Source organism: Pseudomonas sp. NY5710 (genome assembly GCF_013305665.1).
Classification (GTDB): Bacteria; Pseudomonadota; Gammaproteobacteria; order Pseudomonadales; family Pseudomonadaceae; genus Aquipseudomonas; species Aquipseudomonas juntendi.
This window is the reverse complement of record NZ_CP045554.1, coordinates 4,805,457-4,827,588: the sequence shown is the minus strand read 5'-3', so window position 1 is coordinate 4,827,588 and position 22,132 is coordinate 4,805,457. Positions and strand designations below refer to the sequence as shown.

Below are 22,132 nucleotides of genomic sequence, written 5' to 3'. Positions count from 1 at the left end.
TCACTTCTTATCACTCGTGTTTATACGCTTTGTGGTTCTCTCGCGGAGCAGCTTCATCTCGCCAGCCTTTGTCTTCAGCTCAGTGCCTGGCTTACGTAGCTTCTGGTAGATGTCGTGGGGTATCTGAGTATAACCCTCGGACGTCGTTTTACTGTTGTGACCAAAAGCCTTGGAGAGCAATTCGAGCCTCTCCTCGTAGTTTCCTCCAAGATCCGGGCTGCCAAGCATTAGATAGGCTCCGCCATGACGGAATTTATGCGGTGATATCATCCGCTTTATCTTTCCCGAACTTTGGGCACGCTTGCTCACACGCTCAAGTAGCTTTTCCACGCTTTTCGTCTTGTACGGCATGCCTTCTGCATTGAAGAATGCTGGGGTCTCTGACGGGCTTTTGTAGCGACGAGCGCAGCGACGATAGAGTGGCGTCTGGTGGTACTTCTCGATGCGCTCTAAGGACGTCCTGCTCATCAAGGTTAACCGGGGCTTGATGTGATTCTTCCTACCCTTACTACCTTTGATATTCAAAGGTGAGTAATCAGCGTTGATAGGCATGTTCGTTTCTGGGGAGACGAGGTGCAGGGTCTGATGAGCAAGGGCGTCGCGAACGTCTTGGAGCGTAATCCGTGGGACTTCTGAAACGCGAATGCCAGAGTCATACATAGCTTGCAGCAAGCACCGCTCCCGCTCCGAATGGGCGCTAAGGATTACTGCTTCTAGCTCTGCCATGCTGGTTGGTTGAACAATGCCTCGCGTATTAGCGCTGCCTGGGCGTAGCACCCCACCTTCATAGGGATTGTCTGCCCGAATAGCTGGTGAATCACCGAAACGCTTGCATAGGTAGGTAGAGAAGAGGTGGCTGTAGGCAGCGTCTCTCCCTTGCACCGTCTTAGGTGCTAGGCCTTCAGCGTCGAGTTTGGCGAGATAGCTCTCCAGATGGCCTAGGCCGACCGTCAGCAATGCATCGTCTCGATCACAGGTTTCGTATTCGGGTCTGACCTTTAGGTCGGCCAGTAGATAGGAAATTCGTCGCCCATAGGAAACGACGGTTGGATCGGCAAGAAGGGTGTTTCTGTAGTTACGGCTTAGGTAGGAGGAGACTAAAGGAAAAAGGCGTCCGTCATCATCGAGCAGCGCGCTGCCTGTTACCTCAACTACTGGCTGGGCACCCTCTGGCTGAGCGAGAAACCGCTCCCGAAGTGGCCCATGTGCAAGTACTGACTCGCTGAGATCTAACTCCGCACCTCGAACTGCTATCACCTTCATTTCTAGTCGTGTCCTACACATCGGCTGAACAGCTACTGATGTGCATTCTCCGCTAAATGGAAATTCTTGGAAAGCACCTGGGGCGGGGGGATTAGGGCTGGTTGTGCACTTTAGTGTAGGGGGGGAGAAATCACCGCTTCGGCGGCGTGGTCAGTACCGATCACCAGCCCTGCGCGCGCGCCGGCGATGGTGTATTGGGCGACCATGCGCGTGCGTGCCTTGACGTTGCCGACCACGAAGTCCACCAGCGTTGGCGAGCCGTTTTTCAACTCCACCACTTCAGCCGCCAGGGCGCGCACTGCAGGGGCGATGTCCACGGTGTGCACTTCATCGGCCTTGATCACGTCCAGGCAGGCCTGGGCGTCATGTTCATCATGCTGCACCTGGTACGGCAGGCGAACGGCGATGAAGGTATAAGCCTGGTCACCGGTATCGGCGCGCAGTTCGTTGATGGCGCGCTGGGCGAGCAGGGCCGCGGTCAGCGAGTCGACCCCGCCGCTGATGCCCAGTACCAGGGTCTTGAGCCGGGCGTTGGTCAGGCAGTCCTTGATGAACGCCACGCGCCGGGCAACTTCTGCCTCGAGCGCAGCCGCGTCGGCGAACGGCGGCTGGACCTTCAGCGCCTGGGCAATTTCTTGCTGAACCGCTTGCATGGGTTACTCCTTGCTGGGGACTTTGAAAACGTGACGCATGTAAGCAACGAAGTTGGCGTCGCGGCACTGGGTCTTGGCCGCTTCGTCGGAAATCTTGGCCACCGGTGCGCCGTTGCAGTCGGTCATTTTAAGCACGATGCTCATGGGGACCACACCCGGTATGTCGCAGGTCAGGTTGGTACCGATGCCAAAGCTGACGTTGATGCGCCCGCGCAGGGCCCGGAAGATTTCCAACGAGCGGGTAAGGTTGAGGCTGTCGGAAAACACCAGGGTCTTGGTCATCGGGTCGATACCCAGTTTCTGGTAATGGGCGATCGCTTTCTCGGCCCAGGCCACCGGCTCGCCGGAGTCGTGGCGCAAACCGTCGAACAGCTTGGCGAAGTACAGGTCGAAATCGCCGAGGAAGGCATCCATGGTGATGCAGTCGGTCAGGGCGATACCGAGCAGGCCGCGGTACTCGCGCACCCAGCAGTCCAGCGCGGCGATCTGGCTGTCGATCAGCCGTGGGCCCAACTGCTGGTGCGCCATGATCCACTCATGGGCCATGGTGCCCAGCGGCTTGATATCCAGTTTCCATGCCAGGTCGACGTTGCTGGTGCCGACGAAACGGCCCGGAAAGTCGTCGCGTAGTACCCGGACCACTTCCTCCTGCACGCGGCTGGAAAAGCGCCGGCGGGTGCCAAAGTCGGCTACCTGCAGTTCGGCCAGTTCGTCGTCGCTGGCGTGGGCGCGCAGCCAGTCGAACTTGCGGTACAGCTGGTCGCGTGCCTCGGCCAGGCGCATATGCGGGTGCAGGTGGCGGTTGCGCACCTCGCTGATGATCGCCAGCAAAGGCACTTCGAACAGGATCACATGCAGCCAAGGGCCTTTCAGGCGCAGGAACAGCTGATCGTGCTCAATGCCAAGGTGCACATAGCGCAGGTTGAAGCGGAACAGCCGCAAAAACCGCAGGAAGTCGGGCTTGAGGAAACTGATGCGCTCCAGGAAGCCCAATTGGCCATCATCGAGCGTGAGGTCGTTGAGCACCTCCAGCTGGTGGCGGATTTCGCTTAGATACGGGCGCAAGTCCTCGCCGTTGCGGCAGCGGAATTCCCATTCGACATCGGCGTCCGGGTAGTTGTGCAGCACACCCTGCATCATGGTGAGTTTGTAGAAATCGGTGTCGAGCAGGTTGTGCACGATGCGCTGGGCGAATGCGCTCTCGCTCATCAAAGGGGCTCCGGAGGCGGCGAATGGGGAACATTGTGCCAGCCTTTTCGGCCTTGTTGTGTGTGCGCTGGCCTCTTCGCGGGTGAACCCGTCCTACAGGGCCGCGTATCTGCCAAATCCGCGTGTTTTTCGGTGCACCCGCCGGCCTTGAAACGGTGCTGCCTGTAGCAGTCGCGCACCACGGGTGTGCAGTTCGGTGACGTCTGCTGTTACAGGCCGGTTGCACGTAAACACATGGCAGGGTTGCAATGATGGCACGCGGTGGTTGCTCCTTGTCTGTGCGGGTGGTGGCGCCCGGCGCGTGGCAGACGGTTGCACGCTCAATAAAGAAAAGGCCGTCGGTCGCCTGTGCGCGCCGGTGGTGGTGTGATTTTCCGTAAGACAAAACCGATGGCACGGCCCTTGCTCTGAGCATTGGGCTGAGAAGTTGTAGTGCCAACCAAAAAAACTCTAGGAGCACCACCTCATGTCGCAGACGTTTTACAAGAAAGGTTTCCTGGCGCTTGCCGTAGCCACGGCACTGGGTGTTTCTTCGTATGTCCAGGCCGACGTCAAGATCGGTGTAGCGGGGCCGATGACCGGGGCCAACGCAGCGTTTGGCGAGCAGTACATGAAAGGTGCGCAAGCTGCGGCCGACAAGATCAACGCCGCGGGTGGCGTGAATGGCGAGAAAATCGTACTGGTCAAAGGCGATGACGCCTGCGAACCGAAACAGGCCGTTGCCGTGGCCAACCGCCTGGTTGACCAGGACAAGGTGATCGGGGTGGTCGGCCACTTCTGTTCGTCCAATACCATCCCGGCCTCCGAGGTGTATGACGAGGCTGGCGTGATCGCCATCACGCCCGGTTCGACCAACCCACAGGTCACCGAGCGCGGCCTGAGTGCCATGTTCCGCATGTGTGGCCGTGACGACCAGCAGGGCGTGGTCGCCGGCGACTACATTGTCGACGTGCTCAAGGGCAAGAAAGTCGCGGTGCTCCACGACAAGGACACCTACGGGCAAGGCCTGGCTGATGCCACCAAGGCACAGCTGGAAAAACGTGGCGTCAAGCCTGTGTTGTACGAAGGCCTGACCCGGGGCGAGAAAGACTTCAGCGCCGTGGTCACCAAGATCCGTGCTGCCGGTGCCGATGTGGTCTACTTCGGCGGCCTGCACCCGGAAGCCGGCCCGCTGGTGCGCCAACTGCGCGAACAGGGCCTGAAGGACGTCAAGTTCATGTCGGATGATGGCATTGTCACCGACGAGCTGGTGTCTACCGCCGGCGGCGCGCAGTATGTCGATGGCGTGTACATGACCTTCGGCGCCGACCCGCGCCTGCTGCCAGACAGCAAGGCCGTGGTCGAGGAGTTCCGCAAGGCAGGCACTGAACCGGAAGGCTATACCCTGTACGCCTACGCCTCGCTGCAGGCCCTTGCCGCCGCCTTCAACGGCGCCAAGTCGAACAAGGGCGAAGACGCTGCCAAGTGGCTCAAGGCCAACCCGGTGCAGACCGTCATGGGCGAAAAGAAGTGGGACAGCAAGGGCGACCTGACCGTGTCCGACTACGTGGTCTACCAGTGGGACAAGAGCGGCAAGTACCACCAGCTGGACAAACAAAAATAATAACGGCCTCCCGCCCGGGTTGCGCATGCGCCCGGGCCTGAGCCCCCGCGGTACCTGTCCTTATTCGGAGACCTGCACGGTCGTGCACTGCTGGGGCCGCATTGTCCGTGGCCTTGCGTGGTCGGCATGCGTGCAGTCTCGCTCAGTGAGATTGCGTTATGGATGGTATTTTCCTGCAGCAACTGGTCAACGGCCTGACCCTCGGGTCGGTCTATGGCCTGATCGCCATCGGCTACACAATGGTCTATGGCATTATCGGCATGATCAACTTCGCGCACGGCGAGGTGTATATGATTTCCGCCTACCTGGCGGCGATCAGCCTGGCATTGCTGGCCTATTTTGGCGTCGAGTCGTTTCCCCTGCTGATGCTGGGCACGCTGTTGTTCACCATCGTCGTCACGGGTGTGTACGGCTTCACCATCGAGCGCATCGCCTACAAGCCGCTGCGTAACTCTACCCGCCTGGCACCGCTGATCAGCGCCATCGGCATTTCGCTGATCCTGCAGAACTACGCACAGATCAGCCAGGGCGCTCGCCAGCAAGGCGTGCCAACCTTGCTCGAAGGCGCCATGCGCATCGACGTCGGCACCGGCTTCGTGCAACTGACCTACACCAAGATCTTCATCCTGGTGGCGGCATTTGTCGGCATGGGCCTGCTGACCTACGTCATCAAATACACCAAGCTCGGCCGCATGTGCCGCGCTACCCAGCAAGACCGCAAGATGGCCTCGATCTTGGGCATCAACACCGACCGGGTCATTTCCTACGTATTCGTCATTGGTGCAGTGATGGCCGCCCTGGCAGGGGTGCTGATCACCATGAACTACGGCACCTTCGACTTCTATGCCGGCTTCATCATCGGTATCAAGGCATTCACCGCTGCAGTGCTCGGTGGCATTGGCTCCCTGCCTGGCGCCATGCTCGGCGGAATCATCCTGGGGATCTCCGAATCGCTGTTCTCCGGCCTGATCAACTCCGACTACAAGGACGTGTTCAGCTTCTCGCTGCTGGTGATGATCCTTATCTTCCGCCCACAAGGCCTGCTGGGTCGCCCGCTCGTGGCTAAGGTGTGAACATGTCGATTGCCAAAATTGCTTCTGCCTCTGAAACCAAAGGTTTCGATATCAAACGCAGCCTGCTCGAAACCCTCGTCGCCGGCCTGCTGGCGCTGATCGTGTTTGGCCCGATCGTCGGCGTGGTGCTCGACGGTTATACCTTCAACGCTGAACCGCGCCGCGTGGCCTGGCTGGTAGGTGGCGTGATGCTCGGGCGTTTCCTGCTCAGCCTGTATGTGCAGACCGCTGCCGGCCGGCGCATGCTCGAAGGCTTCGACAGCGGTGGCTCGGGCGTGCATGTGCGGGCGCCGAACTATGTGTCGCGGCTGCGCTACATCATCCCGGCGCTGATCGTGATTGCCATCGTCTTCCCGATCTTCGCCAACAAGTACCTGCTGACCGTGGTCATCCTCGGCCTGATCTATGTGCTGCTCGGCCTGGGCCTGAACATCGTGGTCGGCCTGGCCGGCCTGCTCGACCTGGGGTACGTGGCCTTCTACGCCATTGGCGCCTACGGCCTCGCTCTGGGTTACCAGTACCTTGGCCTGGGCTTCTGGAGTGTGCTGCCGCTGGCAGCCATTGCGGCGGCCCTTGCCGGTTGCATCCTGGGCTTCCCGGTGCTGCGCATGCACGGTGACTACCTGGCAATCGTGACGCTGGGCTTTGGCGAGATCATTCGCCTGGTGCTGAACAACTGGCTGTCGTTCACCGGCGGCCCCAACGGCATGCCGGCGCCGTCGCCGACCTTCCTTGGCCTGGAGTTCGGCCGCCGGGCCAAGGACGGTGGGGTGCCCATCCATGAGTTCTTCGGCTTTGCCTACAACCCCAACCTCAAGTTCGTGTTCATTTATGCGGTGCTGTTCATGGTCGTGCTGGCCGTGCTCTACATCAAGCACCGCTTGACCCGCATGCCGGTCGGCCGGGCCTGGGAAGCGCTGCGCGAAGACGAGATCGCCTGCCGTTCGATGGGCCTGAACCACGTGCTGGTCAAGCTCTCGGCCTTCACCCTGGGTGCTTCCACCGCGGGTTTGGCCGGCGTGTTCTTCGCCACTTACCAAGGTTTCGTGAACCCCTCGTCGTTCACCTTCTTCGAGTCGGCCTTGATTCTCGCCATCGTCGTGCTGGGTGGCATGGGCTCCACCGTAGGCGTCGTCATTGCCGCATTCGTGCTGACCGTGGCGCCCGAGTTGCTGCGCAGCTTCTCCGAGTACCGGGTGCTGCTGTTCGGCGTACTGATGGTGTTGATGATGATCTGGCGACCGCGGGGGCTGATCCGCATCAGCCGTACCGGTGTGACCCCGCGTAAAGGAGTGGCGCCATGAGCGACGAAATCATTCTGTCGGTCGACAACCTGATGATGCAGTTCGGCGGCATCAAGGCGCTCAGCGACGTGAGCCTGAAGGTCAGGCGCAACCAGATCTTCGCCCTGATCGGCCCCAACGGCGCCGGCAAGACCACGGTGTTCAACTGCCTGACCGGCTTCTACAAGGCCAGTGGCGGACGCATCGAACTGAATGTGCGCGGTAGCCACACCAATGTGATCCAGCTGCTGGGCGAGCGTTTCCAGGCGGCCGACTTCGTTTCGCCGGCACGCTTTGCCAGCCGCCTGTACTACAAGATGTTCGGCGGCACCCACCTGGTCAACCGCGCGGGCCTGGCGCGCACCTTCCAGAACATCCGGCTTTTCAAGGAAATGTCGGTGGTGGAGAACCTGCTGGTGGCCCAGCACATGTGGGTCAACCGCAACCTGCTGGCGGGGGTATTCAATACCAAGGCCTACCGCAAGGCCGAAAGCGATGCGCTGGACCACGCCTTCTACTGGCTGGAGGTGGTCGACCTGGTCGACTGCGCCAACCGCCTGGCCGGTGAGCTGTCGTATGGGCAGCAGCGCCGCCTGGAAATCGCCCGCGCCATGTGCACGCGACCGAAAATCATATGCCTGGACGAACCGGCGGCGGGCTTGAACCCGCAGGAGACCGAGGCGCTTAGCCAGATGATTCGCGTGCTGCGTGACGAGCACGATATCACCGTGGTGCTGATCGAACACGACATGGGCATGGTCATGAGCATTTCCGACCATATCGTGGTACTGGACCACGGCAACGTGATTGCCGAGGGTGCGCCACAGGACATCCGCAACAACCCGACGGTGATCGCTGCCTACCTGGGTGCAGACGAAGAGGAACTGGTATGAGTGCACCCATTCTCGAGCTGAAGGACCTGGACGTGTTCTATGGGCCGATCCAGGCGCTGAAAAAGGTATCGATGCACATCAACGAAGGTGAGACGGTCAGCCTTATCGGCGCCAACGGGGCCGGCAAGTCGACCCTGCTGATGTCGATATTCGGGCAGCCGCGGGCTGCTTCTGGGCAGATCATCTACCGTGGCACCGACATTACCCGCAAGTCATCGCACTACATTGCTTCCAACGGCATCGCCCAGTCGCCGGAAGGGCGCCGGGTATTCCCCGACATGAGCGTCGAGGAAAACCTGATGATGGGGACCATCCCCATTGGCGACAAGCATGCAGACGAAGACATGCAGCGCATGTACGAACTCTTCCCGCGCCTCAAAGAGCGGCGTAACCAGCGGGCCATGACCATGTCCGGTGGCGAGCAGCAGATGCTGGCGATTGCTCGGGCGCTGATGAGCCGGCCAAAATTGCTGTTGCTGGACGAGCCCTCGCTGGGGTTGGCACCCATCGTGGTCAAGCAGATCTTCTCGACCCTGCGGGAACTGGCGAAGACCGGCATGACCATATTCCTTGTGGAACAGAACGCCAACCACGCCCTGAAACTGTCGGACCGTGCCTATGTGATGGTCAACGGGCAAATTCGCATGACCGGGACCGGGCAAGAGTTGTTGGTCAACGAAGAAGTACGCAGCGCTTACCTGGGTGGGCATTAGTTACCCCTAGGGGCCGCGATCCATGCCCGGTCGCGGTCCCCTGTAGGAGCGGCCTTGTGTCGCGATGGGCTGCAACGCAGCCCCCTTCCCATGTGGACAACTCAACCTAGCCGGGCCTTCAACCCGTTCACCCACAGCTACCCAACCCCGCTTCCCACAAGCCAAATCTTTTCCACCGATAATGTGGAACCCCCTGTGGAAAACATGGTGGTATCCCCGTCCAGCCCAACACCATCAAGCCATACAGCGTCATGATCATTTTTTGATCAGTGCACCCCTGTGGATTGTTTTCCCAGCCAATTCACGTCATACCAACCACTCCCAGCACTGCGCAGATCCTGTGTATAACTCTGTGTAAAAACCTTGGACATCCTGCTACAGGCGGCATGCTTGAAAGCCTTGCGCCGCCACCTAAAGGAACGTCGCCGACCACGACAGGCGCCAAGGGTTCCGCCGGACAGCGAAGTTGCCCCCAATCCGTGGGGAAAGCCCTGTGGATAACATGCGCATAGCTGGCGCCGAGGCCTCTGCCACAAGGGTTTGCCGCACATGAACAAAAAATGACCAGCCGTCTTTCAGCTTGCCGCCAGCGTCGGCCGCGGGCATGCTGCAAAACTGCCATGACCACCCACTGCGAGGAACAGAGCATGTCATCCACTGTATTCATCACTGGCGCCACCTCGGGTTTCGGCGAGGCCACTGCCCGCCGCTTCGCCGAAGCCGGCTGGAAGCTGGTGCTAACCGGTCGTCGCAAGGAGCGCCTGGACGCCTTGTGCGCCGAGCTTGCTGCCAAGACCGAAGTGCATGGCCTGGTACTCGATGTGCGTGACCGCAAAGCCATGGAGCAGGCCATTGCCAACCTGCCAGCCGGCTTCGACAAACTGCAGGGCCTGGTCAACAACGCCGGCCTGGCCCTGGGCGTGGATGCGGCGCAGAACTGCAGCCTGGACGACTGGGAAACCATGGTCGACACCAACATCAAGGGCCTGATGTACACCACCCGCCTGCTGCTGCCACGGCTGATTGCCCATGGCCGTGGGGCGTCGATTCTCAACGTCGGTTCGGTGGCCGGCAACTATCCGTACCCGGGCAGCAACGTGTATGGCGGCACCAAGGCCTTTGTCGGGCAGTTCTCGCTGAGCCTGCGCTGCGACCTGCGTGGCACAGGTGTGCGTGTGAGCAATATCGAGCCGGGCCTGTGCGAAAGTGAATTCTCGTTGGTACGGTTCGGTGGTGACCAAGCCAAGTATGACGCCACCTACGCAGGCGCCGAGCCTATCCAGCCGCAGGACATTGCCGAGACCATCTTCTGGATCCTCAACCAGCCCGCGCACATCAACATCAACAGCCTTGAGCTGATGCCGGTGAGCCAGGACTGGGCTGGGTTTTCGATCGACCGGTCGGTCAAGGGCTGAGCCAGGGCCGCTCGGCGGCAACAACCGCGAAGGCTTCAGCTCAGGCGCTGCAAGCCTTCCAGGCAAGTTGCCAGGTGATAGGGTGTGGTCGAAGGCATGTCGTGCCGGCTGACGGCACCCTCGCCATCCCGGCATTCGTACCAGCCAGCCTCGCGCAGGAACCGCGCTTCCAGCACCTGCAACTGTTCAGGCAACCTGGCTTCACCGCCAGCGCGCAGCACCAACGCGCGCAGGTACTCCGCCTGTGCCCAGATGCGCTGGGTGGCGTCCAGCACCTGGCCATCCACGCCCAGCATGGCAAGCACTGCGCCACCCTGCACCCCTTGCTGTTCGGCGCAGCTGAACCCCCGGTCGATCGAGGCATGCAGCGGCGTATCACGCAGCAGCGGGGAGGTGTGCAACAGGTAGAACCATTCGAACTGGTGGCCAGGCTCGTACCAGTTATCCACAGCCGCGCGTGGCTTCTCCAGCATCAGCCCATGGGCCGGTTCGACGAAATGCGCCTGGAGCGCTGCACACAGTTGCAGCAGTGACTGCCGGGTATGTTCGTCGTCGCGAACAGCCAGTACCTGCAGGAAGGCCTCGGCCAGGTGCATCTGTGGATTCTGCAGGGGGCCGCTGCCCAGGTCTGCCCAGTCCTCGCCCAGGCTTGCTTCGTACAGGCCATCGTCCCTGGCGAACTGCTGGTCGATGATGTCGAGGCCGGCATTGAGTGTGGACTCCACTAGGCTTTCGCCCACCTTGCCCCAGTAGTGCGCGCAGGCAAAGACGATGAAGGCGTGGGTATACAGGTCCTTGCGCCGGTCCTGCGGGTTGCCCTGGGCATCGATGCTGTAGAACCAGCCCCCGTGCTCCGCATCATGAAAGTGCTTCTGCAGCGAGCGGAACAGCGCGGCTGCACGCTCGGCGGCGCCCGGTTGTTCGATGCGGCTGCTGAACAGGTACAGCTGGCGGGCGCAGGCCATGGCCCGGTAGCGCTGTACCGGTAACGGCCGGTGCTGGGCGTCCAGGGCTTCGTAGGGCAGTGCCATGTCGGCATTCCAGCCAGGGCCTTGCCACATTGGCACGATGCGCTCGGCGAAGTGCTGGTTGAAACGGGCCAGTGCGGGCAGGGTAGGGCGGGGGTCGGACATGTCGGCGCTCGTGGCTGTCGGGCAGGGCGCCATGGTAGCAGATGTGGGGTTTTCGGTAGCCGGTGGTGCGCTTGCCCGGCTGTCGGGGCGGCGTTGAGCGCAGGGCGCTCAGCCCGGGTTGCCTAACCCTTGCCAATGCCGCGCTCCGACGAAGATGAAGCGCAACTGCTGGGTAATCTTTTCCTGCGGCGAAAGCGCCTGTGGGTAACCCGCTTCTGGGCTGTCGATCAGCTCGGGCAGGGTGGCGAACACGGTCTTCACCACCAGGTCGGCCATTACTGCCAGCGCCGCGCTGTCCAGGTGCTGCCAGCGTTTCATGCGCGCAAGGTCGGTGGCCAAGTCGTCGCTGATGTTCTGACGCAGGCGGGCAATGGCCTGGCGCACCGGCTGTGACCCACCATACTGTTCCCGCGCCAGGAACAGAAACAGCGCGCGGTGGGCGGCGACTACATCGAGAAAGATGCGCACCGAGGCGTCGGTGATGCCGCCCAGCTCGAATTCGTTGTGGCGGACCAGGCGAATGGTCTGGCGGAAGGTGGTATCGATCTCGGCCACCAGGGCCAGGCCCAGGGCGTCCATATCCGGGAAATGCCGGTAAAAGCCGGTTGGCACGATGCCGGCTGTCTTCGCCACTTCGCGCAGGCTGATGCTGCCAAAGCCACGGCCACTTTCCATGAGCTGGCAGGCCGCATCGAGAAGGGCCTGGCGAGTCTGTAGCTTCTGTTCGGCGCGCGGCAGCATGGTGCGGGCTTCTGTGACGGTGAGGCTGGGCACTCTAGTTAAAAAAACGAAGCCCGGTCAATGACCGGGCTGGGAGGGGAGCAAGCGCTGTGACACAGGTTGTTCTTTTCAGCCATGGCAATCAGCTCACGTGGCTGATTGCAACCAGGCGATCCGAACCACCCTCGGCAACGCGGCCGGACTGTTCGATCAGTCGGTCCGAACCACCCTCGGCAACGCGGCCGGACTGTTCGATCAGTCGGTCCGAACCACCCTCGGCAACGCGGCCGGACTGTTCGATCAGTCGGTCCGAGCCACCTTCGGCAACGCGGCCGGATTGTTCGATGAGGCGATCCGAGCCACCTTCGGCAACGCGGCCGGACTGTTCGATCAGTCGGTCCGAGCCACCTTCGGCCACGCGGCCGGATTGTTCGATGAGGCGGTCCGAACCACCTTCGGCGACTGTTTTCAGCGGTTGCGCAATCTCGACAGCGCTCGAACGCGATTCCGCAGTGAGGTGTTGTTCAGCGGCTGGCAGGGCAAAGGCGTTGGCGGCCAGAATGGACAGGGTCAGGGTCAGCAGTTGGCGTTTCATGATTCGGTGCTCCTTTCGGGGGCTGGAAAGTGGGTACGAAGCCAATGCTACGCCGGGTAACGCCAGAGAGAAGTTCATACGGATAATGGTAACAATCGACCATATTGATAGAGCTCGGCGACCAGTCTATTAAGCACCTTCCAGGCTGGTTGATGGCAAAATGCCGAGGTTGTCGTGGGGTAACATGCGCGCGGCCGCGCCACGATTTGCTGAGCGAATGGCCAGGAAAAACTTCGCTAAGATGACGCTACCGATAAAACCCCACGGGTTTTCATCAGTCCCAGATACTAAGTGCCACCGCCGCGCCTGTTTCGAGCCCCGCAAGGAGAATCACGCAATGACGCGACCCGCCAGAATCCTCGTCTGGACCCTCGCCACCCTGCTGACGCTGCTGGCAATACTGGTAGTGGTGATCGCCACCTTCGACTGGAACCGCGTCAAGCCGTTGCTCAACGAGAAGGTGTCCGAGGCCTTGCATCGGCCGTTCGCAATCAATGGCAACCTCGCCGTGCATTGGCGTACCGAGCCAGAAGAAGGCGGTTGGCGTGCCTGGGTGCCATGGCCGCACTTCACCGCCGAAGACCTCACCCTGGGCAACCCTGAGTGGTTGCAGGAGCCGAAGATGGTGGGCCTGGAGCGCGTAGAGTTCCGCCTGGCGCCACTTGCGCTATTGGTGCAGAAGATCAGCATCCCGCGCATCAACCTGACCAAGCCCACGGCCAGCCTGACCCGGTTGGCAGATGGCCGGGCCAACTGGACATTCGACTTCGGGCCGAAGGACGAAAACGAGGCACCTTCCAAATGGCAGCTGGACATTGGTGCCATCGGCTTTGACCAAGGCAATGTCAGCTTCGACGACCAGCCCTTGAAAACCAGCATGAAGGTGCAGGTTGACCCATTGGGCAAGCCAATCCCCTTCAGCGAAATCGTGGGCAAGGCCAGCGCTGAAAAAGTCGGTGGAGCCCAGGATTACGCCTTTGCTTTCAAGGCCCAGGGCCGCTACAAGGGGCAGCCGGTGTCTGGCGCCGGCAAGATCGGTGGCCTGCTGGCGCTGCAGGACGCCACCCAGCCGTTCCCGTTGCAGGCCGACGTGCGCATTGCCGATACGCACGTGGTACTTGCCGGCACCCTGACCGACCCACGCAACCTGGGTGCCCTTGACCTGCGCCTGCGCCTGTCGGGCGCCAGCCTGGGCAACCTCTACCCCTTGACGGGGGTTACCTTGCCCGACACCCCGGCCTATTCCACAGACGGCCGGCTCAGCGCCAACCTGCATGCAGCCGAAGGTGCGCGTTTCAAGTACGAGGGTTTCAACGGCAAGATCGGCGACAGCGACATCCACGGCGACCTGGCCTTCGTCGCCAGCCAGCCACGGCCCAAGCTGACGGGCAAGCTGGTGTCCAACCAGCTGCTGTTCAAGGACCTGGCGCCGCTGATCGGCGCTGACTCCAATGCCGAGCAGAAGGCCCGTGGCGGGGCCAGCAAGCAACCGGCCGGCAAGGTGCTGCCGGTGGAAGAGTTCCGCACCGATCGCTGGCGCGCCATGGACGCCGACGTCACCTTTGCCGGCAAGCGCATCGTGCACAGTGCGCAACTGCCGTTCAACGACCTGGCGGCACATGTGATCCTCGATGACGGGCTGCTACGCCTGGAGCCGCTGCGGTTTGGCGTAGCCGGTGGCAACCTGGCCTCCAACATTCGCCTGGACGGGCGCAGCGTGCCGCTGCAAGGGCGGGCGCAGTTGACTGCGCGTGGCTTCAAGCTCAAGCAATTGTTCCCCGGTTTCGCGCCCATGCAGACCAGCTTTGGTGAGCTCAATGGCGATGCCGATATCAGTGGCCGTGGCAATTCTGTAGCTGCCCTGTTAGGCACGGCCAATGGTGACCTGCGCATGTTGGTCAACGATGGCGCCATCAGCCGCAGCCTGATGGAGATTGCGGGTTTGAACGTGGGCAACTATGTGGTCGGCAAGCTGTTTGGCGATGAGGACGTGCAAATCAACTGCGCGGCGGCCGATGTTGGCATCAAGGACGGCTTGGCCTCGACCCGGCTGTTCATCTTCGACACCGAGAACGCGATTATCTATATCAATGGCACGGCGAATTTTGCCAGTGAGCAGTTGGACCTGAAGATCACCCCTGAATCGAAGGGGCTACGGCTGTTCTCGCTGCGTTCGCCGCTGTATGTACGCGGGCCATTTGCCAAACCCAGTGCGGGTGTACAGGCGGTGCCCTTGGCGTTGCGCGGTGCGGGCATGGTGGCGTTGGGGGTTGTGGCAGGGCCTGCAGCCGGTTTGCTGGCGCTGATTGCACCCAGCAGTGGCGATGATCCGAACCAGTGCACACCGTTGTTGCAGCAGATGAAGGCGGGCAAGGCACCCGCTGCGGTGAACGGGCGTAAATAGCGGGTAGTTGTGTTGCTGGCCATTACCACGCACGGGCTCTGTTTGAGGTGCGGGTTTACCCGCGAATGCGGTGGCGGATGCGACGGTAAATGGCCAGGAGATAGCCGTCGGCAGGCCCGGCCTCTTCGCGGGTGAACCCGCTCTTACGAGGGGCGCTAAGCGCCTAATGCCATTCAGTTAAGTAATTTGGGGCCGCTTTGCGGCCCTTCGCGGGCACGCCCGCTCCCACAGGGATCGCGCATTTCTTGAGTTCAGCGCCGAACGTGTGGGAGCGGGCGCGCCCGCGAAGGGCTGCAAAGCAGCCCCAGTAACGCTTAACTGACTGGCCCCTGGTGCTTACAAGCCTTGCAGCAAGTCGGACATGTCGTCTGCGTGCTCTTCTTCCTGCGCCAGGATGTCTTCGAAGATGCGGCGGGTGGTCGGGTCTTTGTCGCCGATGTACTGGATGATTTCGCGGTAGCTGTCGATCGCGATGCGCTCAGCGACCAGGTCTTCCAGCACCATCTCCTTCAGGGAATTACCGGCCACATACTGAGCATGCGAGTTCTTGGTCAGGTTGTCGGGGTTGAAATCCGGTTCGCCGCCCAACTGCACGATGCGCTCAGCCAGCTTGTCGGCGTGCTCGGCTTCCTGGTTGGCATGCTCCAGGAATTCGCTCGCGGCAACGCTTGCCTTGATACCGCTGGCCATGAAGTAGTGGCGCTTGTAGCGCAGTACACACACCAGCTCGGTCGCCAGCGACTCGTTCAGCAGGCGCAGGATCTGCTCGCGGTCGGCATGGTAACCCTCGGTTACGGCCCCTTGCTCAACATGCTGGCGGGCACGTTCGCGCAGGGTTTTTACATCGGTCAGTTCAGTAGCACTCATGTTTATCTCCGAAAGCATCAGGGTGGTCGTGGCATGCAGGGTGAGACTTACGCGCCGTGAACGGCCTCGCTGTCTTCTTCGCGTTGTTTACAGGTTTTGAAGCCTTTGGCATCAACATGGCCGGTGGCGTCGAAGCGCACGTAATACGGTTGTTGCTTGCCTTCGTGATTAAGAATGTAGTCGTTGCAGGTGCCCCCGTGCGGCAGGTCGATCACGTTCGATGGGCTACCGCCAATGGCGATGACCTTCTGCATGGTCATGCCGTGCTCCACCTGCTTGACCAGCGGTTCGTCACGGTAGGTGACGTAGTCGACCGGGTTTTCCGGGCGGCTGCCGCAGGCGGCGAGGGTGGCGCTTGCCAGAAGGATTGCCAGGGTCTGCTTGTACATGGTCCCGCTCCTTGCAAAGGGTCTGTGTGGTTTTGAACAACAGCGCGCGCCAGGAGTTCGATTGCGATGCCCACGAAAGCCACTGTAGTGTTGGCCAAACCTCCACGCAAAGGGTCAGGGGCAATGCAGCAGGATTTGGCCACGCAATACCCCTTGGTACTGGTGCCAGGGATGCTCGGGTTCGTGCGGGCGGGGTTCTATCCTTACTGGTTCGGCATTGTCCCGGCCTTGCGCAAAGGGGGCGCGCAGGTGTTCCCGGTACAGGTTTCGCCGCTGCACAGCAGTGAGGTGCGCGGCGAGCAACTGCTAACCATCATCGAAGACATCTGCAGGCGCACGGGCGCCGCCAGGGTCAACCTCATCGGCCATAGCCAAGGCGCCCTGAGCGCGCGTTACGCGGCCGCCAGGCGGCCAGCCAGGGTGGCATCGGTCACCTCGGTGGCCGGGCCCAACCATGGCTCGGAGCTGGCCGACCATCTGCAACGCACGGCGCCGGGGGATTCGCCCCAGGGGCGCATTCTGAGAGCGATGCTGCATGCCCTTGCCGTGGTGCTGGGGTGGCTGGAAACCGGTTGGCGGCGCGAGCCGTTGCCGGTGGATGTGCATGCCTCGCATCAGTCGCTGACCAGCGCCGGGGTGGCGCTGTTCAACCAGGCTTACCCACAGGGCTTGCCGGCCACCTGGGGCGGGGAAGGCGCCCATGAAGTCAACGGAGTACGCTATTACTCATGGTCCGGCACCTTGCAGCCCGGGCTGACCGACCGGGGGCGCAACCGCTTCGATGGCAGCAACCGTTTCTGCCGCCTGTTCGCCCGCAGCTTCGTCAGGGAAAAGGGCCAGTGCGACGGTATGGTGGGGCGCTTCAGCTCGCACTTGGGGCAGGTGATCGGTGACGATTACCCGCTCGACCACCTCGATATCGTCAACCAGCAGTTCGGCGCCGTAGGGCGGGGTGCCGAGCCGGTGCGGCTGTTCACCGAACACGCCGCGCGGCTCAAGGCGGCAGGCCTTTAACGGCGGATGTGGGGGGCTGGGGGGCTGAAATTCTTGGCTACACTCTCACCTCGACACCCGTGCATCGGGCACGGAGCCCAGGAGACCACTCCATGAAAGTGCTGCACATCCCGTTACTGGCCCTGGCGTTGATGTTCAGCGCCCAAGGCTTCGCTGCCAACACCGCGCAGCAGGAAAAAATGAAAACCTGCAATGCCGACGCCACCGCCAAGGCCCTCAAGGGTGATGAGCGCAAGGCCTTCATGAGCACCTGCCTGAAGAAGAGCGCCCCGCAAACCCAACAGGAAAAGATGAAAACCTGCAACGCCGACGCCACCAGCAAAGCCCTGAAGGGGGACGAGCGCAAAGCGTTCATGAGTGACTGCCTGAAGAACAAATGACCTGCGCCTATGCCTGCGCCGCCAAGGCTGGCAGACTGCGGGCATTCCCGCTGTCTGCCTTCGAGGCTGTATGACCTTTACCCCGCGTCAGATTACCTTGGCCAGCCTGATCATCGTCATGGCCGGGCTGTTGCTGGCTTTGCCGCTGAAGTTATTGCCCAGCCTGCTGGCCGGCTTGCTGGTATTTGAACTGGTCAACATGCTGACCCCGCGCCTGCAACCCCTGCTGGCCGGGCAACGCGCGCGCTGGCTGGCGGTGGCGCTGCTTGGCACGCTGGTGGTGCTCAGCCTGAGCCTGCTGATTGCCGGCGCGTTCAGCTTCCTGCTGCACGAGGCGGAAAACCCCGGCGCCTCGTTGGACAAGTTCATGGCCTTGGTCGAACAGGCCCGCAGCCAGCTGCCGCCGTTCATCGAAGCCTACCTGCCCGCCAGTGCTGCCGAATTCAAGGTCGCCATCGGCGACTGGATCAAAAGCCACCTCAGCGACCTGCAACTGGTCGGCAAGGGCATGGCGCACATGTTCGTCACGCTGCTGATCGGCATGATCCTCGGCGCCATCATTGCCTTGCAGCGCATTCCCGATGTGTCCCGGCGCAAACCGTTGGCGGCGGCATTGTTCGAGCGCCTGGCCTTGCTGGTACAGGCGTTTCGCAACATCGTCTTCGCCCAGATCAAGATTTCGCTGCTGAACACGGCCTTTACCGGCATATTCCTGGCAGTGGTGATGCCGCTGTTCGGGGTGCACCTGCCGCTGACCAAGACCCTGATCGTACTGACCTTCCTGCTTGGGCTGCTGCCGGTGATCGGCAACCTGATGTCCAACACCCTGATCACCATCGTCGGCTTGTCGCTGTCGATCTGGGTGGCGGCGGCGGCGCTGGGCTACCTGATCGTCATCCACAAGGTCGAGTACTTCCTCAACGCCCGTATCGTGGGTGGGCAGATCAGCGCCAAGGCGTGGGAGCTGCTGCTGGCGATGTTGGTGTTCGAGGCGGCGTTCGGGCTGCCTGGGGTGGTGGCGGGGCCGATCTACTATGCCTACCTGAAAAGTGAGCTGAAGCGGGCCGAGCTGGTCTGAAGCGGCAAGCGGCAAGCTACAAGTTGCAAGTTGCAAGTTGCAAGTTGCAAGCTGAGCACCTATAGATGCACTAACACCTCTCAGCTTGTAGCTTGTAGCTTGTAGCTTGTAGCTTGTAGCTTGTAGCTTGTAGCTTGTAGCTTGTAGCTTATCCGTACCGCTTGCGCGCTTCGATCGCCAGCCCACTACCAATACTGCCAAAGATATTGCCCTCCACATGGCGCGCATTGGGCAACATCGCCGACACGCTGTTGCGCAATGCCGGAATACCGCTGGAACCACCGGTGAAGAACACCGTGTCGACCTGGCCTTCGCTCACCCCGGCCTTGGCCAGCAGCTCGCTCACGCTGCCGCGCACACGCTCCAGCAACCCCTCAATGGCCTCTTCGAACAGCACCCGGGTCAGTTCGGCAGACAGTTCAGGCTCGACCCGGTGCAGGTCGATGCGGCGGCTGTCGCGCTCGGTCAGTTCGATCTTGCTGGCTTCCACTTCCATCGCCAGCCAGTGCCCGGCACGCTGCTCGATCAGCTTGAACAGCCGGTCGATACCGAAGCTGTCCTCGATGTCGTAGCGCATGCTGCCCAGCGCCAGCTGCGACTTCTGCGAGTACAGCGCGTTGATGGTGTGCCAGGTGGCCAAGTTGAGGTGGTAGCTGGTCGGCATCAGGGCGCCGCTTTTCATGCGGCTACCGTAGCCGAACAGCGGCATCACGCCCTGCAGGCTCAGCTGCTTGTCGAAGTCGGTACCGCCGATGTGCACGCCGCCCGTGGCCAGGATGTCGCTCTGGCGCTCGGCCAGCAGGTGGCGCTCTGGCGACAGGCGGATCAGGGTGAAGTCCGAGGTACCACCGCCAATGTCGACAATCAGTACCAGCTCTTCGCGGCTGATGGTCGACTCGTAGTCGAACGCGGCGGCAATCGGTTCGTACTGGAACGACACGTCCTTGAAGCCGAGCTTGCGTGCCACCTCGGCCAGAGTGTCTTCGGCCTCCTGGTCGGCGGCCGGGTCTTCGTCGACGAAAAATACCGGGCGCCCCAGCACGACCTGGTCGAACTCGCGGCCCGCGGCCGCCTCGGCACGCTTTTTCAGCTCGCCGATGAACATGCCCAGCAGGTCCTTGAACGGCAAGGCACTGCCCAGCACGCTGGTGTCGTGCTTGATCAGCTTGGAGCCCAGCAGGCTTTTCAGCGAGCGCATCAGGCGGCCTTCGTAGCCTTCCAGGTACTCGTGCAGGGCCAGGCGGCCATAGACCGGGCGCCGCTCTTCAATGTTGAAGAACACCACCGAGGGCAAGGTGATCTTGCCGTCTTCCAGGGCAATCAGCGACTCGACCCCAGGGCGGTGCCAGCCAACCGTGGAGTTGGAGGTGCCAAAGTCGATGCCCAGGGCACGGGCCGGGGTTACGTCAGACATGGGAAAAGGCTTCCGGAGGCAAAACGGCCGCGCAGTTTATGCCAGTTGGCTACAGAATCAAGACCAGTCGTCTGCGATGGAGCAAAGCCAAGGCGGTCTTGAAAGGCTATGCTTGACCCCTATCTTCAGTAGCATCTTCAGTTGCAACACGCACTTTCACATTGGTGATCCACAGATGGACTTCAAAGACTATTACAAGATACTTGGCGTAGAGCCCACGGCGGACGAGAAGGCGATCAAGGCCGCGTACCGCAAGCTGGCACGCAAGTACCACCCCGATGTCAGCAAGGAACGCGACGCCGAGGACAAATTCAAAGAGGCCAACGAGGCCTACGAGGTTCTGGGCGACGCGCAGAAACGTGCCGAGTTCGATGAGATCCGCAAGTATGGCGGCCAGCACGGCCGGCCATTCCAGGCGCCACCGGGCTGGGAAAACCGCGGTGGCGGTGGCGGCTTCGAAGGCGGCGATTTCTCCGACTTCTTCAGCTCGATATTCGGCAACCGTGGTGGCAACCCCTTCGGTGGTGGCCGGCAGCAGCAACGCAGTGCCGGCAGGCGGGGGCAGGACGTGGAACTTGAATTGGCCGTATTCCTTGAAGAAACCCTGAGCAAGGAGTCCAAGCAGATCAGCTTCCAGGTGCCGCAAACCAATGCCATGGGCCAGCGCACCGGTTTCACCACCAAAACCCTGAACGTGAAGATTCCGGCCGGGGTCACCGATGGCGAGCGTATCCGCCTCAAGGGCCAGGGCGCGCCGGGCAGTGGCGGCGGCGCCAATGGCGACCTGTTCCTGACCATTCGCATGGCACCGCACCCGCTGTTCGATGTTGAAGGCCATGACCTGATCATCACCGTGCCGCTGGCGCCATGGGAGGCTGCGCTGGGCACCAAGGTTGCGGTACCCACCCTGGACGGCAAGATCAACCTGACCATCCGCCCGGACAGCCAGAGCGGCCAGCGCCTGCGTGTACCGGGCAAAGGCCTGGCGAGCAAGCACGGTGAGCGCGGTAACCTGTATGCACAGCTGAAGGTGGTGATGCCGCCGGCATCCGACGAGTCTGCCCGCGAACTGTGGGCGAAGCTCGCCGAGAAAGCGGCGTTCAACCCGAGGACACAATGGAGTAAGTGATCATGAGCAGCACCCTGATCGTTCAACTGGACATGCGTACCCTGTGTCAGGAAGCCGATGTCTCGGCGGACTGCGTGATCGAAATTGTCGAACACGGCATTGTCGAGCCTTCTGGCCGAACGCCAGAGGACTGGCTGTTTGACGATCAGGCGCCGTTATTGGCCAAGCGCGCGGCCAAGCTGCACCGGGAACTGGAGCTGGAGTGGGAAGGGGTGGCGCTGGCGCTGGAGCTGTTGCAGGAAGTGCAGCAGCTGCGCAGCGAGAACAGCATGTTGAAGCAGCGGCTGGGCAGGTTTACCCAGATGTAGGCTTGCGCGCCGGGTTTTGTGGGAGTGGCAGGGTCGCGAAAGGGCCCTCCCACAAGCGGCCCCGTTTCAGCCTGGTTCAGCTCCCGGGTTCAGCACCAGCTGCATGAAGGTCAAATCCAGCCAGCGGCCGAACTTCACGCCAACCTGGGGCATCTGCCCGGTCACCACGAAACCCAGCCGCTCATGCAGGCGGACCGACGCCGCATTGCCACTTTCGATGGCCGCGACCATCACATGCTTGCCGCAGCCTTGTGCACGCTCGATCAGCGCCGCCATCAACACCGGCCCCAGCCCCTTGCCCCGCTGGTCGCCGCGGATGTACACCGAGTGTTCCACGGTCAGGCGGAAACCCTCGAACGGCCGCCAGTCGCCAAACGAGGCATAGCCCAGCACGCCCGTGTCATCCACAGCCACCAGTATCGGGTAGCCCTGCTGCGCACGTGCTTCGAACCAGGCCTGGCGGTTGGCCAGGTCTACCGGGGTTTCGTTCCAGATCGCCGTGGTAGTGCGCACGGCGTCGTTGTAGATATCGAGGATGCCCGGCACGTCGGCGGGCAGGGCATCGCGCAGCTGGTAACTCATGACAGGGTCTCGCA

The 22,132-nt window shown here is 61.6% G+C and carries 21 protein-coding genes and 1 pseudogene; 12 read left to right on the top strand and 10 right to left on the bottom strand.

Features of this window, described 5'->3' with window-relative positions; all coding sequences use genetic code 11:
* From GEV39_RS22315 to pncB, 3 genes and pseudogenes are all read right to left on the bottom strand, one after another.
* Positions 1-1,263 carry a tyrosine-type recombinase/integrase gene (locus GEV39_RS22315; protein ID WP_173891249.1) on the bottom strand — a complete coding sequence of 421 codons (1,263 nt, stop codon included), beginning with the start codon at positions 1,261-1,263 and terminating at the stop codon, positions 1-3.
* 128 nt (positions 1,264-1,391) lie between these two features.
* Positions 1,392-1,916 (bottom strand): annotated as a pseudogene (nadE, locus tag GEV39_RS22310) (NAD(+) synthase); the annotation flags it as partial.
* Between the two features lie 3 nt (positions 1,917-1,919).
* Positions 1,920-3,125 (bottom strand): nicotinate phosphoribosyltransferase, encoded by a 1,206-nt coding sequence (pncB, locus tag GEV39_RS22305; RefSeq protein WP_173891248.1) that lies wholly within the window; start codon positions 3,123-3,125, stop codon positions 1,920-1,922.
* 466 nt (positions 3,126-3,591) lie between these two features.
* Between pncB and GEV39_RS22300 the strand changes: the two genes are divergently transcribed.
* The 6 genes from GEV39_RS22300 (at position 3,592) to GEV39_RS22275 (ending at position 10,105) form a co-directional block, all read left to right on the top strand.
* Entirely contained in the window at positions 3,592-4,728 is a 1,137-nt protein-coding gene (locus GEV39_RS22300) for a branched-chain amino acid ABC transporter substrate-binding protein (RefSeq protein ID WP_173891247.1), read from the top strand.
* A 158-nt stretch (positions 4,729-4,886) separates the two neighbouring features.
* A complete protein-coding gene (locus GEV39_RS22295; protein WP_029885723.1) occupies positions 4,887-5,801 on the top strand; it encodes an ABC transporter permease subunit in 915 nt (304 codons plus the stop codon).
* Between the two features lie 2 nt (positions 5,802-5,803).
* Positions 5,804-7,105, top strand: coding sequence for a high-affinity branched-chain amino acid ABC transporter permease LivM (livM, locus tag GEV39_RS22290; protein ID WP_009683305.1), 1,302 nt, complete (start codon positions 5,804-5,806; stop codon positions 7,103-7,105).
* Complete coding sequence (locus GEV39_RS22285) at positions 7,102-7,977, top strand: ATP-binding cassette domain-containing protein (protein ID WP_029885721.1); 876 nt, start codon at positions 7,102-7,104, stop codon at positions 7,975-7,977. The genes livM and GEV39_RS22285 overlap by 4 nt, the downstream gene beginning before the upstream one ends.
* The gene (locus tag GEV39_RS22280; RefSeq protein WP_173891246.1) at positions 7,974-8,690 is read left to right on the top strand and encodes an ABC transporter ATP-binding protein; all 717 of its coding nucleotides are present in this window, start codon (positions 7,974-7,976) and stop codon (positions 8,688-8,690) included. Before GEV39_RS22285 ends, GEV39_RS22280 begins: the two co-directional genes overlap by 4 nt.
* Before the next feature lie 647 nt (positions 8,691-9,337).
* Entirely contained in the window at positions 9,338-10,105 is a 768-nt protein-coding gene (locus GEV39_RS22275; protein WP_173891245.1) for an SDR family oxidoreductase, read from the top strand.
* Positions 10,106-10,140: 35 nt separating this feature from the next.
* On the opposite strand, the gene GEV39_RS22270 is transcribed toward GEV39_RS22275, so the two are convergent.
* The 3 genes from GEV39_RS22270 to GEV39_RS22260 form a co-directional block, all read right to left on the bottom strand.
* On the bottom strand, positions 10,141-11,238 hold the full coding sequence (locus tag GEV39_RS22270; RefSeq protein WP_173891244.1) for an AGE family epimerase/isomerase: 1,098 nt from the start codon (positions 11,236-11,238) through the stop codon (positions 10,141-10,143).
* Between the two features lie 108 nt (positions 11,239-11,346).
* On the bottom strand, positions 11,347-11,979 hold the full coding sequence (locus GEV39_RS22265; RefSeq protein WP_173891243.1) for a TetR family transcriptional regulator: 633 nt from the start codon (positions 11,977-11,979) through the stop codon (positions 11,347-11,349).
* A 121-nt stretch (positions 11,980-12,100) separates the two neighbouring features.
* On the bottom strand, positions 12,101-12,553 hold the full coding sequence (locus GEV39_RS22260; RefSeq protein ID WP_173891242.1) for a phage infection protein: 453 nt from the start codon (positions 12,551-12,553) through the stop codon (positions 12,101-12,103).
* 337 nt (positions 12,554-12,890) lie between these two features.
* Here GEV39_RS22260 and GEV39_RS22255 point away from each other — a divergent pair, with 337 nt between their 5' ends.
* Complete coding sequence (locus tag GEV39_RS22255; RefSeq protein ID WP_173891241.1) at positions 12,891-14,957, top strand: AsmA family protein; 2,067 nt, start codon at positions 12,891-12,893, stop codon at positions 14,955-14,957.
* Between the two features lie 336 nt (positions 14,958-15,293).
* Here the strand turns inward: GEV39_RS22255 and GEV39_RS22250 are convergent, their stop codons facing one another.
* Both GEV39_RS22250 and osmE read right to left on the bottom strand, forming a co-directional pair.
* A complete protein-coding gene (locus GEV39_RS22250; RefSeq protein ID WP_009683295.1) occupies positions 15,294-15,824 on the bottom strand; it encodes a ferritin-like domain-containing protein in 531 nt (176 codons plus the stop codon).
* Positions 15,825-15,871: 47 nt separating this feature from the next.
* Positions 15,872-16,213, bottom strand: coding sequence for an osmotically-inducible lipoprotein OsmE (gene osmE / locus GEV39_RS22245; RefSeq protein WP_173891240.1), 342 nt, complete (start codon positions 16,211-16,213; stop codon positions 15,872-15,874).
* Positions 16,214-16,336: 123 nt separating this feature from the next.
* Between osmE and GEV39_RS22240 the strand changes: the two genes are divergently transcribed.
* From GEV39_RS22240 to GEV39_RS22230, 3 genes are all read left to right on the top strand, one after another.
* Positions 16,337-17,227: an esterase/lipase family protein gene (locus GEV39_RS22240; protein WP_173891239.1), complete on the top strand. Its 891-nt coding sequence runs from the start codon at positions 16,337-16,339 to the stop codon at positions 17,225-17,227.
* Positions 17,228-17,319: 92 nt separating this feature from the next.
* Positions 17,320-17,607: a PsiF family protein gene (locus tag GEV39_RS22235; RefSeq protein ID WP_173891238.1), complete on the top strand. Its 288-nt coding sequence runs from the start codon at positions 17,320-17,322 to the stop codon at positions 17,605-17,607.
* 70 nt (positions 17,608-17,677) lie between these two features.
* A complete protein-coding gene (locus GEV39_RS22230) occupies positions 17,678-18,685 on the top strand; it encodes an AI-2E family transporter (RefSeq protein WP_009683291.1) in 1,008 nt (335 codons plus the stop codon).
* A 148-nt stretch (positions 18,686-18,833) separates the two neighbouring features.
* Here GEV39_RS22230 and GEV39_RS22225 read toward each other — a convergent pair whose 3' ends face one another.
* Positions 18,834-20,099, bottom strand: a complete 1,266-nt coding sequence (locus GEV39_RS22225) for an Hsp70 family protein (protein WP_110676661.1) — start codon at positions 20,097-20,099, stop codon at positions 18,834-18,836.
* A 175-nt stretch (positions 20,100-20,274) separates the two neighbouring features.
* On the opposite strand from GEV39_RS22225, the gene cbpA reads away from it, so the two are divergent.
* Both cbpA and GEV39_RS22215 read left to right on the top strand, forming a co-directional pair.
* Complete coding sequence (gene cbpA / locus GEV39_RS22220) at positions 20,275-21,228, top strand: curved DNA-binding protein (protein WP_009683289.1); 954 nt, start codon at positions 20,275-20,277, stop codon at positions 21,226-21,228.
* A gap of 2 nt (positions 21,229-21,230) precedes the next feature.
* Positions 21,231-21,536, top strand: coding sequence for a chaperone modulator CbpM (locus GEV39_RS22215; protein WP_173891237.1), 306 nt, complete (start codon positions 21,231-21,233; stop codon positions 21,534-21,536).
* Between the two features lie 66 nt (positions 21,537-21,602).
* Here GEV39_RS22215 and GEV39_RS22210 read toward each other — a convergent pair whose 3' ends face one another.
* Positions 21,603-22,118 (bottom strand): GNAT family N-acetyltransferase, encoded by a 516-nt coding sequence (locus GEV39_RS22210; protein WP_173891236.1) that lies wholly within the window; start codon positions 22,116-22,118, stop codon positions 21,603-21,605.
* Positions 22,119-22,132 lie beyond the last annotated feature (14 nt).

Coding starts and splice junctions, on each gene's coding strand:
- GEV39_RS22280 (WP_173891246.1), top strand. CDS start 7,974: ATGAGTGCACCCATTCTCGAGCTGAAGGACCTGGACGTGTTCTATGGG.
- osmE (WP_173891240.1), bottom strand. CDS start 16,213: ATGTACAAGCAGACCCTGGCAATCCTTCTGGCAAGCGCCACCCTCGCC.
- GEV39_RS22235 (WP_173891238.1), top strand. CDS start 17,320: ATGAAAGTGCTGCACATCCCGTTACTGGCCCTGGCGTTGATGTTCAGC.
- GEV39_RS22240 (WP_173891239.1), top strand. CDS start 16,337: ATGCAGCAGGATTTGGCCACGCAATACCCCTTGGTACTGGTGCCAGGG.
- GEV39_RS22250 (WP_009683295.1), bottom strand. CDS start 15,824: ATGAGTGCTACTGAACTGACCGATGTAAAAACCCTGCGCGAACGTGCC.
- GEV39_RS22270 (WP_173891244.1), bottom strand. CDS start 11,238: ATGTCCGACCCCCGCCCTACCCTGCCCGCACTGGCCCGTTTCAACCAG.
- GEV39_RS22265 (WP_173891243.1), bottom strand. CDS start 11,979: ATGCTGCCGCGCGCCGAACAGAAGCTACAGACTCGCCAGGCCCTTCTC.
- pncB (WP_173891248.1), bottom strand. CDS start 3,125: ATGAGCGAGAGCGCATTCGCCCAGCGCATCGTGCACAACCTGCTCGAC.
- GEV39_RS22275 (WP_173891245.1), top strand. CDS start 9,338: ATGTCATCCACTGTATTCATCACTGGCGCCACCTCGGGTTTCGGCGAG.
- GEV39_RS22285 (WP_029885721.1), top strand. CDS start 7,102: ATGAGCGACGAAATCATTCTGTCGGTCGACAACCTGATGATGCAGTTC.
- GEV39_RS22210 (WP_173891236.1), bottom strand. CDS start 22,118: ATGAGTTACCAGCTGCGCGATGCCCTGCCCGCCGACGTGCCGGGCATC.
- livM (WP_009683305.1), top strand. CDS start 5,804: ATGTCGATTGCCAAAATTGCTTCTGCCTCTGAAACCAAAGGTTTCGAT.
- GEV39_RS22255 (WP_173891241.1), top strand. CDS start 12,891: ATGACGCGACCCGCCAGAATCCTCGTCTGGACCCTCGCCACCCTGCTG.
- GEV39_RS22230 (WP_009683291.1), top strand. CDS start 17,678: ATGACCTTTACCCCGCGTCAGATTACCTTGGCCAGCCTGATCATCGTC.
- GEV39_RS22315 (WP_173891249.1), bottom strand. CDS start 1,263: ATGAAGGTGATAGCAGTTCGAGGTGCGGAGTTAGATCTCAGCGAGTCA.
- GEV39_RS22300 (WP_173891247.1), top strand. CDS start 3,592: ATGTCGCAGACGTTTTACAAGAAAGGTTTCCTGGCGCTTGCCGTAGCC.
- GEV39_RS22225 (WP_110676661.1), bottom strand. CDS start 20,099: ATGTCTGACGTAACCCCGGCCCGTGCCCTGGGCATCGACTTTGGCACC.
- cbpA (WP_009683289.1), top strand. CDS start 20,275: ATGGACTTCAAAGACTATTACAAGATACTTGGCGTAGAGCCCACGGCG.
- GEV39_RS22260 (WP_173891242.1), bottom strand. CDS start 12,553: ATGAAACGCCAACTGCTGACCCTGACCCTGTCCATTCTGGCCGCCAAC.
- GEV39_RS22215 (WP_173891237.1), top strand. CDS start 21,231: ATGAGCAGCACCCTGATCGTTCAACTGGACATGCGTACCCTGTGTCAG.
- GEV39_RS22295 (WP_029885723.1), top strand. CDS start 4,887: ATGGATGGTATTTTCCTGCAGCAACTGGTCAACGGCCTGACCCTCGGG.